Origin of the sequence: Sphingomonas sp. G-3-2-10, from assembly GCF_012927115.1 — a bacterium.
In the GTDB taxonomy this organism is placed as follows: Bacteria; Pseudomonadota; Alphaproteobacteria; order Sphingomonadales; family Sphingomonadaceae; genus Sphingomonas.
The window spans coordinates 398,893-408,853 of the sequence record NZ_JABBFY010000001.1 but is presented as its reverse complement, the minus strand read 5'-3'; the positions used below and the strand labels follow the sequence as shown (position 1 = coordinate 408,853).

8 protein-coding genes and 1 tRNA gene are annotated in these 9,961 nt (G+C 64.7%); 1 reads left to right on the top strand and 8 read right to left on the bottom strand.

All coding sequences use genetic code 11. The features are described from left to right. Window positions 1–62 precede the first annotated feature (62 nt). The 6 genes from HHL13_RS02050 to HHL13_RS02025 form a co-directional block, all read right to left on the bottom strand. On the bottom strand, window positions 63–362 hold the full coding sequence (locus tag HHL13_RS02050) for a hypothetical protein (protein WP_169554112.1): 300 nt from the start codon (window positions 360–362) through the stop codon (window positions 63–65). Between the two features lie 112 nt (window positions 363–474). Continuing rightward, complete coding sequence (locus HHL13_RS02045) at window positions 475–765, bottom strand: hypothetical protein (RefSeq protein ID WP_169554111.1); 291 nt, start codon at window positions 763–765, stop codon at window positions 475–477. Window positions 766–917: 152 nt separating this feature from the next. Then, window positions 918–1,268, bottom strand: a complete 351-nt coding sequence (locus tag HHL13_RS02040; protein ID WP_169554110.1) for a PilZ domain-containing protein — start codon at window positions 1,266–1,268, stop codon at window positions 918–920. A gap of 168 nt (window positions 1,269–1,436) precedes the next feature. Beyond that, complete coding sequence (locus HHL13_RS02035) at window positions 1,437–2,489, bottom strand: Glu/Leu/Phe/Val dehydrogenase (protein WP_169554109.1); 1,053 nt, start codon at window positions 2,487–2,489, stop codon at window positions 1,437–1,439. Between the two features lie 56 nt (window positions 2,490–2,545). After that, window positions 2,546–2,622 (bottom strand) — tRNA-His (locus HHL13_RS02030). Window positions 2,623–2,678: 56 nt separating this feature from the next. Continuing rightward, the gene (locus tag HHL13_RS02025) at window positions 2,679–3,701 is read right to left on the bottom strand and encodes an ATPase, T2SS/T4P/T4SS family (RefSeq protein WP_169554108.1); all 1,023 of its coding nucleotides are present in this window, start codon (window positions 3,699–3,701) and stop codon (window positions 2,679–2,681) included. 111 nt (window positions 3,702–3,812) lie between these two features. Here HHL13_RS02025 and HHL13_RS02020 point away from each other — a divergent pair, with 111 nt between their 5' ends. Beyond that, window positions 3,813–4,475 (top strand): 2OG-Fe(II) oxygenase, encoded by a 663-nt coding sequence (locus HHL13_RS02020; protein ID WP_169554107.1) that lies wholly within the window; start codon window positions 3,813–3,815, stop codon window positions 4,473–4,475. 49 nt (window positions 4,476–4,524) lie between these two features. Here HHL13_RS02020 and HHL13_RS02015 read toward each other — a convergent pair whose 3' ends face one another. Both HHL13_RS02015 and HHL13_RS02010 read right to left on the bottom strand, forming a co-directional pair. After that, window positions 4,525–6,918 (bottom strand): TonB-dependent receptor, encoded by a 2,394-nt coding sequence (locus tag HHL13_RS02015; protein ID WP_240953595.1) that lies wholly within the window; start codon window positions 6,916–6,918, stop codon window positions 4,525–4,527. A 238-nt stretch (window positions 6,919–7,156) separates the two neighbouring features. Next, entirely contained in the window at window positions 7,157–9,883 is a 2,727-nt protein-coding gene (locus HHL13_RS02010) for a TonB-dependent receptor (protein WP_169554106.1), read from the bottom strand. Window positions 9,884–9,961: the final 78 nt, after the last annotated feature.

The following is a 9,961-nucleotide window of genomic DNA, read 5'->3' as shown; positions in this document are numbered from 1 at the left end:
CATGCCGGGTTGGCTGCATCCGGCGCGATTTCGTCGCGGCGTTGTCGCAGCGCTGGTTTGGCTCAGGCCAGCGGTTCGGTTCGCTCGTAGTAGATGCACCAGACGAGGCCCAGCGCGGTTACGCCCGCCAACGCCATGATCCCGATCAAACTGCCTGCCCCGTTCAGCGCAGGGAAAACAACGAAAAGGCACCCGATCGCGCAGGACAGCACAGCCAGTAAATAATAGGTCAGTCTTGGCCGGCTCAGCTTTAATGCGGGCCACATCGCCAATCCGGCTACCGCCAGCCCGGCGACGGCCTGCCCGAAGCGGCCAAAGCCTTCCGCGGTGAACCCGTCGCGGAAACAAGCATGGGCCAGCATGAAAAGAAGCCAGGCCGGGAAGTACCGGCTTAGCCATGCCCTTCTAGGCGAGGAGGCCGACGATCCGTCCACGGCTCCAGCCTGCCACAATCCGGTTCAATCGCAAACCGTCTCAGGCCGAAGCCAGCCGCTCCCGGCGCGCCGCTGTCAGGTCGATCGGATAATCGAAACGGATGCCGGCACAGCCTTCCCGCACCCAGGTCACGATCGCCGGAATATTGGCGATGCGGCCGATCGAGACGCGAGTGGTGACGCCGGTTTCCAGTTCGCCTTCGTGATCGAGGCAGGCGCCGCACATCGAAAGTGTGCGGATGCCGTGCACGCTGGGCGACGGCGCACCGGTTGCCCAGACGCGGGCATCCAGGCTTTCGCGGTCGCTGCGGGTGAAAATCCGTTCGTGCATGAGCACAATTTGCCTTTTCAGAGTCTCCGGAAGTTAAACCGAGGCTCCCGGAAGACTACGCCCCGTAGCACTACGCCTGGGGAAACTACTGAAGCTGACAAAGCATCAGGAATGCGCAGGTTCCGGCAAACCATGCCTAAAATCGCGTAACCTTATTTGCGATAGGCGTCGTTCATGTCGCCGACCCAGCCCGTGCGTGCGGGCATATGACTTGCACCGCGCCTGCGAGCGGCGGCGAGATCCATCGGATAGTCGAAGCGGATGCCAGCAGCATCGGGCGTGGCCCACATCACGATCGCCGGCACATCCAGTGCCTGCCCGATCGACACGCGAAGATCGTCGCCACGGCGCAACTGGCCCTGATGCGACAGGCATGCGCCGGAGATCGAGAGATTGCGGATACGATGCTCGGTCGGCAAGCGCGCACCGGGGCTCCACACGACCGCGCGCATCATCACGCTTTCGCGCTTGTCCTGATTCCGGTTGATTCTGGCTTCGGGCATGGTCGGCGCTTTCCGATATTCCGGCTGAACGAGGCCAAAACATCGCCATCCGGAAAGTTACGCTCGGGAAAAAACGCGGGACATGCGCCACCGGATGCCCGGTCCGGCGCATGTCCGGACCGAGTCATCGGCGAAATATTGGTAGCTTAACCGTTAAGGATCAGTGAGTTAACCGCGACCGATCAACCGCTGGGCGATGCGATCGGCGACGTCGCTCTGCGGATCGCCCGAACGATCGGCTTCGTCCCACACCTCGACCAAACGATCGGGAATCTTGGCCACGCGCGCCTGCACTTCGGCCATGTCGCCCTGCCCGAGATATTCGAGGCCGACATTGATGATGCCGCCGGCGTTGATGACGTAATCGGGCGCGTAGAGGATACCGCGCTCCTGCAGGCGCTTGCCGTCCGCGCGCGTGGCGAGCTGATTATTCGCGCCGCCCGCGACGATTCCGGTCTTCAGCGTGGGGATCGACGCTTCGGTGAGGATCGCGCCCAGCGCGTTGGGACTGAAGATATCGGCTTCTAGGCTGAGGATCGCGTCGGTCGACACGACCTCCGCGCCCAGTTCCGCAGCCAGCGCCTGCGCGCGGGCTTCGTGAACGTCCGCCAGCGTCAGCCGCGCGCCGTCCTTCGCCAGCAGGCGGGCAACGCCGCCGCCGACGCTACCCACGCCCTGAATGGCGACATGAACGCCCTTCATGTCGGTCGCGCCGAGCCCGCGCTTCGCCGCTGCCTTGACGCCCAGATAGACGCCCATCGCCGTGACCGGGCCAGGATCGCCGCCCGCGCCGCCCGCCGCCACCGGCAGGCCGGAAACGTGGCGCGTCTGGGTCGCGACGACCTTCATCCGTTCCTCGGACATGCCGACATCCTCGGCAGTGACATAACGCCCGCTCAGCGATTCGACCGCGCGGCCGAATGCTTCGAGCTGCGCAGTGGTGATCTCAGCGCCCGGCTTCGGCGCCAATACCACGCCCTTGCCACCGCCCAGCGGCAGATTGGCCATCGCGTTCTTGTAGCTCATGCCGCGCGACAGGCGCAGCGCATCGGTGATCGCCGCCGCGCTGTCGGCATAATGCCAGAAGCGCACGCCGCCGGCTGCGGGACCGAGCTTGCTGGAATGGATCGCGATGACCGCGCTCAGGCCCGATTCGCGGTCGCTGAACAGGTGGACGCCTTCATGGTCGTCAAAATCGGGGAAACCCCAGTCGGTGAGCATGTTCGTTCCTGCGGATGCGCTACCCGTCTATGGGTGCGGGCAGTCACGAGAGAGAGTGGGGCGACCGACGGGACTTGAACCCGCAACTTCCGGCATCACAAGCCGACGCTCTAACCAATTGAACTACGGTCGCCGCGAAGAAGGGCCGCTTAGCGGGCAGTTTGCGCGAGCGCAAGATAATGTCGCGGGTTATCCGCGCGAAATTCTGACGGCCTCCTCGGAGGTGATCACGCCCTGCCGCACCAGCGTCCGCGCTGCGGAGCCGAGATTGGGCGAATTGAGGAAAGCGTGCCGCGCGATGATCGCGCCGTCGCCGCCATCGTTGATCAGCCGGCGCAACGCCGCATCGGCATGGATCGCCTCGAACACTGCGGTTCGCCCGGCATAGCCGCTGTCGCACCGCTCGCACCCGACAGGCGCATAGACCACCGCGCCGGAATCGAAGCCCAGCAGCGCCGAGACCGATCCCTGCGCCTGCACTGGCTCGCGGCAGGCATGACACAGCCGCCTCACCAGCCGCTGGGCGACCACCGCGCGCAGCGTGAACGCAAGCTGGAACGGCTCGACTCGCCAGTCACGCAACTGCTGGATTGCCGCCACCGCATTCGGCGCATCGACACCGGCAAGGATCAGATGCCCCTGCCCCGCCGCCTGAACCGCCAGCGCGGCGACTTGGCGATCGGCGATCGATTCGATCATCACCACATCGGGGTCCTGGCGCAGCGCCGCGCGCAGTTCCTCGGCATCGCGCGCAATCAGCACGTTACGCGTACCGTCATCGGCTTCGCGCAACAGCGCGCGGAGCGTGGTCGCCTTGCCCGATCCGTCCGGTCCGGCGACGATCATCAGCCCGCCCCGCGTCAGATCGCCACCGAGCGCCAGCGCGAGCCGCGACGGCATTCCGAGCGCCTCCAGTTCGCCGAACCGCATCGCCGGAACCGGCAGGTGGAGCACGATGCGATCGCCGTGCGGCGTCGGCAGCCGCGCGACATCGACGCCATGCGGCTGAAAATCCAGATCGGCCGGCGCCGGCAGGCTCAGCGCTTCACGCAGCATCCCGCCGATGCGCAAGCGCACCCGCGTGCCGCCCTGATGCGGCTCGATATGAACATGAGTCGCGTCACGGCTGCGCGCTTCGGCCAGGATCCCGCTCGCCAGATCGCGGCCCGCAACGGGCGCATCCGGCGTCAGCTGGGAGGATTCGAGGGCCATGTGACTCGCCTAGGCACATCGTGTGACACCGGCCTTGCGCTTTTGTTACGTTCGCGTGGCAACCGCGCGCCGGGCTGGAATCGCCCGGCGCGATTTGGCAAAAGCCGGGTCATGCAGACCGCGACCCTCGTCAATCTCGGCTCCGGCCACCCTTCCGAACCGGTGATGGCCCATATGGGCGCCCAGCCCGGCGTTCAGCGCGTGCCCAGCCCCAAGGTGGCGATGTTCATCAAGAAGGGCTTTGTCGAGCCCGAAATCTGCCAGTTGCTGATGATGAAGATCGATCAGGACCGCCGCCCCTCGACCATCGCCGACGCCAATGGCGACTACGCCTTCCGCACCAGCGAGACCTGCGATCTGCCGTCGAGCGACGCGGTGGTGATGGAAGTCGAACGCCGCATCACCGAGATGACCGGCCTCGATCCGCGTCATGGCGAGCCGATGCAGGGCCAGCGCTACGAGATCGGGCAGGAGTTCAAGGCGCACACCGACTATTTCGAGCCCTCGGGACAGGATTTCGCCAAATATTGCACCGTCGCGGGCCAGCGGACCTGGACGGTGATGATCTACCTCAACGAAGTCGCCGCGGGCGGCGCAACCCGGTTCAAGGCGATCGACAAGATCGTCCAGCCGGAGGTGGGCAAGGTTCTGGCGTGGAACAATCTGCGCGTGAACGGCACGCCCAATCCCTCGACCCTGCACCATGCGATGCCGGTGCGCGCGGGGCTGAAATACGTCATCACCAAATGGTATCGCGAACGGCCCTGGGGCTGAGCGCGGGAACAGGCGGCGGCCGTTTCGCGCGGCCGCCGCTCCGAACGCCTCAGAAGCTCATCGAGGCCTGGACATACCAGCTGCGCGGGCGTCCAAAGATGCGCTCGGCATAGCCCAAGGTCGCGAGCGAAGCGTTGCCCTGAATGAGGTAGCGCGCATCGAACACATTGTTCACGCCGCCGCTGATCTCCAGCCCGTTGCCCAGCTTCAGCGCCACCGATGCGTTGCCGAGGAAATAGCCATTCTCCTCGATCAGCGGAATGCTGCCGGTGATGAAGGTGATCTTCGACGTGTAGCTGCCGTCGATACGCGGCGTCAGCGTCGTATCGCCGCCCAGCCGGATCACATAGCCGAGGCCGAAATTGGCCTGGAGTGCCGGAGTGAACGGTAGGTCGTCCGAAGGCGTCACCGTCGCGGTCGCACCCGGCACCGGGGTGACGGTTTTGATCTGGTCGTCGAGCAGGCTGAGACCGCCGTCGAACGTCAGGCCGAAGGGCGAGCGATAATTGGCCTCCAGCTCAAGGCCGCGAATGCGCGCTTCGCCGGCGTTGAACAGCAACGGCACCACGCCCTGGCGGAAGATCAGCTGGATATCGTCATATTGCGCTTCGAACGCCGCGATGTTCAGCCGCAGGCGGCCGATATTGGTCTTGGCCCCGATTTCGTAGCTGGTGACCTTCTCTTCCCCGAACGGCACCGGCACATTGCCGGCAGGAGCCGCATTGTAGCGGGTGTTGAAGCCGCCAGATTTGAAGCTGCGCGAATAGGAGGCGTAGGTGCTGATCGCGTCGTTCCAGCGATACTGGATGCTCGCCGAACCGGTCAGCGCCGAGAAGGCCTGCTTGTTCGGCGTGTTGAAGATGAACAGCGGACCGCCCTGTGAGGTCGCCAGTGTGGGCAGCGGGTTCGGATCCGGCAGCGTGGCCGGAAACAGGTTCAGCACCGTGCCCTGATAGGTCTTGCTGTCCGACGTGTAGCGAAGCCCGCCGCTGATCTCGAGGCCCTGCACCGGCTCCCATGTCACTTCGCCGAACGCCGCGACCGAGTCGGTCTTGAGCCGCGAAATCTGCAGATCGCGCGATCCGGGTCCGCCGGCCAGCAACGACGAGATGACGGGGGGCGAAGGCGGGAATGCGAGCAGCACGGTGGCGCGCTCGTGCGTCACTTCGTTGAAGAAGTAGCCGCCGAGGATCGCGTTGACGGTGCCGAAATCGAGCTGGAGCTGAACCTCCTGGCTGAACTGCGCCGATTCCGCCGCGACATCGGTGGTGATGAGCAGCAGCGGAGTGTTGTCGCCGTCGCGCACGCCGCGCGAACTGGTTTCGCGATAGGCCGAGATCAGCTTGATCGAGGCATGATCGGTCAGGCGGATATTGGCCGTCCCGGCAAGGCCCCAGACTTCCGAATTGCTCTGCACCGGCGCGGTGCCGCCGTTCACGAACGGGCCCTTGGCCTGCAGATCGTTGGCGCAGCGCGCATCGTTGGTCATCGGCACATTGGGCGCGCCGAAGCGCGGGTCGCCCGGCGCGATCGGCGCGAACGGGATCGTCGCGCCGGGGCAACCCGCCGCAACGCTGGCGATCGCTGCTACAGGCGCCTGTTCGTTGATCCCGGCGAAGACGAAGGGCGCACCATGTTCGTCCTGCTTGCTGTAGTCGGCGCGCAACAGCAGATTGAAGTCGTTAGAAGGCTCCCATTTGAACGAGCCCGCGAACGAGTAACGATTCTCATTGCCCAGATCGAGGCCGTCAAAGGCGCGGATGACATAGCCGTCGCGCTTGCGGAAGCCACCCGAAACGCGCATCGCCATCGTGTCGCCGATCGGCAGGTTCAGCGCGGCAAAGCCTTCGAGCAGGCTGTCATTGCCCGCGCGCACCCGCGCCTTGCCACTGAACTCGCCCAGTTCGGGTTGGCGCGAGCGGATCAGGATCGCGCCGCCGATCGTGTTGCGGCCGAACAGCGTGCCCTGCGGCCCGCGCAGCACTTCGACTCCGGCGATATCGCCGAAATCGATGGCGCCGCCGACGGCGCGGCCGAGATAGATTTCGTCGAGATAGATGCCGACCCCGGGATCGACCGCAGCGGTGGGATCGACCTGGCCCACGCCGCGGATGAACACGACCGAGGATGCGCTGTTGCCCGAAAGCTGACCAGCCGGCTTGAACTGAAGGCTGGGCGTGATGCGCTCAAGGTCCTGCGTCGCGACGATCTGCCGGTTCTCCAGCATTTCGGAGCTGAACGCCGAAACGGCGACGGGCGTGTCCTGCAGGCTCTCTTCACGCCGGCGCGCGGTGACGACGATTTCGCCCTCGCTCATGTCGGTATCGGCAGCTGCCTCGACGGGCGCGTCCTGCGCCAGCGCCGGCGTCGCCGAAAGCAAAGCAGTGCCAAGTACGATGCCGCTGCATGCCGATGCCATGCGCGCACGGAAACCCAATGCCATCCTGTCCTCCCCTTCGTAAATCGAGCCTCTGATGAGCCCGGTGATAGTAAGTGTTACATACAAGTTCGGGCAGATTGTCAACAACTGTTATGGCATAGAACATATGTCGCGAAGTCTATCGTTTTGAAATACAACTATAAGCACTGCGCCGAGGTCATTGCGCAGGTCCCGGAACAGAAAAGGCCCCGGAGCGACTTTCGTCACTCCGGGGCCATTCCCCCTTTAATCGCGGGAGCGATCAGAAGGTGGCGCTGATGCCGAGCGAGAAGCTGCGGCCCATGTCATAGGTGTTCACGTCGCGGCGCACGCCGTTCGGGAAGATCTGGAACTCCTCGTAGCGGCGCTTGGTGAGGTTGCGCGCCTCGAACTTCAGTTCGAGATCGACGCCGCCAAGGGTGAAGCCCTGACGCGCGACGATATCGAAGCGCCAGCCCGGCCGCTCGACGATGTTCGGCTCGGGGATACCGGTGCCCGAAGGCGGAACCGGGCCGCGATTGGTCACGCGGTCGCTGGCATAATTCACCAGGAAGGTGACCTGCGACAGCCGGTCGCGATTTTCGATGCCCAGCTGGAAGTTCACCAGATGGTCCGACTGGCCGACCAGCGGATCGCCGTTCACGAACAGCTGGTTCGCCTTCACATAGGTCGCCACGCCACCCTGAAGCGGGCTCGGCACGAGGCTCTCGTCCACGCTCAGTTCGGACTTGGTGTAGGTGTAGTTGGCGATCAGCAGCAGCCGGTGCGCGGGCGAGATGAAGTCGAGCGGGATGTACTTCACGCCTTCTACTTCGGCGCCGTACAGGCGAGCGCTCGGAGCATAGGAGAAGCCGACCTGCGGGGTGGTCGAGCCGCCCGGGAAGAAGGCCACCGTTTCGATCGGCTTGTCGATCTTCTTGAAGAAGCCGGCCAGTGTCACGCGCTGCTCGCGGGCGAAGAACCACTCGAAGCGGAGTTCGCCGTTATAGAGCTGGGAGTCGTTCAGCAGCGGGTTGCCGTAGAACTGACGGTTGCTTTCGAAGTCCTGATAAAGCTGCGGAGCGAGCTCGCGGAACTGCGGGCGGGCGATGGTCTTCGATCCGTGGACGCGCAGCTGCATGTCCTCGGCGAAGTTCCAGGTCAGCGTGGCCGCGGGCAGCCAATAGGCGTTGTTCAGCCGCGTGTTGATCGCGCCGCCGGTGTTGACGCTCTCGTCCGCCTTTTCATAGCGCACGCCAAGGTTGAAGCGCAGGCCGTCGGTCGGCTCGATCTCGGTCTGCACATAACCGGCATGGATCTTCAGTTCGGCGACATATTCCGCCGAGCCCGAATTGGCCGAGGTGTTGCGCAGCTCGATGCACTGGGTGCTGTTCGGGTCGAAGCCGGGGATGAAGCGGCGGCAGCCGTTCAGGATGGTATCGTCCGAAAGCAGATAGTCGGGACGCAGTTGCGCCAGCACGTCGGGCAGCGCGACGCCGCCCGGACCGAAATACTGGAACGAGTAGCGGCTCGAAGTGCGGTCCGCGTCGCTATAGGCGTAGCCGGCCGACAGCGAGAAGGGGAACGCGGTGTTGAAGCGGTACGAAAGGTCCGCCTGACCCGACCACAGATCCTCGTTCAGATCGCTGAACGCGATCGTCGCGGGGGTCAGCGTGCCGAGATTGTTGATATAGTCATGGATCGGCACGGTGCCGCGGAAATCGACATACTGGTAGCGAAAGTAGCGCTCGTACGGCGACTTGCGCTTGGTGTTGGCATAGGCGCCGCGCAGATCGACGCTGAGGTCGCCGAACTTGAATTCGCCGGCCAGTTGGGTGTTGATCAGCTGACGCTCGAACCAGTTGGTCGACTGGTCGAGGAACGACTGCTTGCCGTCGACGACGTCGAAATTATTGCCCTGCCCGCCCGCGCCAAGCTGGGTCTGCTTGAGCGTGTCGTGGATGTAGAGGTTGGTCCAGCGGATCTTGTGCTCGCCAAACTCGGCGCCGAAGCCGAGCAGGCCGTTGACGAGGATGCGATTGTCGGTGGTGACGGTGCGGAAGTCCTTGGCAAGGCCGCCGTCATTGTCGATCGAGAATTGCTGGATCGCATCGCGGGTGCGCCACGAGTTGCTGAACCCGCCCGCCGCAATCAGGCCAAGCCGGACGCCGCCGACATCGACCGAGCCGCCGAGGCTGGCTTCCCAGCTCAGGTTCGGCGGAATGTGATAGTTGGTCTGGGCCAAGGTGGTTTCGGCGTTGGTCAGACCGGTGATGACGTTCGACGGCAGGATCGCGGTGCGATTGCGGCCGGCGTCGCGGATGAAGGCAGGCACGCTGCGCTCGCCGCTGTCATAGCCGAAAAAGTCGCTGTCCCCGCCGTCATAGACATAGCCGAGGTTGCTGGTGGTGATCGTGTCCGCGCCGATCGACGCGCCGAACTGGATGAAGCGGTCCTTGGGCACCGCGCGCGTGGTCAGGTTGATCACGCCGCCGCCGAACTCGGCGGGATAGTTGGCCGAATAGCTCTTCTGCACCAGCGCCGAAGCCACGACGTTGGTCGGGAAAATGTCGAGCGGCACCACGCGGCGCAGCGGCTCGGGGCTGGGCAGCGGCGAACCGTTGAGCAGCGACGAGGAATAGCGGTCACCGAGGCCGCGGACATAGACGAAGCCGTCGCCGACCACCGAAAGGCCGGTAACACGCTCGAGTGCGCCCGCGACGTCGCCTTCGCCGGTGCGGGCAATGTCTTCCGACGACAGCACCGACACGACCTGCGGGGTGGCGCGCACCACATTGGGAACGTTCCGGCCGCGAACGACGATTTCGCCGGTATCGCCGGCGCCGGGGGCCGAAATCTCGACCTCCTGCTCCGCTTCGACCGGATCCTGGGCCTGTTCGTCCTGCGTGGTCGGGGTGACGACGGTGCCTGCGTCCTGCGCCAGCGCGGCAGGCGCTATCAGGGTCGTCGTTGCAAGGAGGAGCGTGCCGAAAGCGAGCTGCTTTTTCATGTGCCTGTCCGGTCGGAGTATCGGGAAGTGGATGTGACGAGCGGGGCGGCGGACTGGCCACCGCCCCGCAAGTCCACA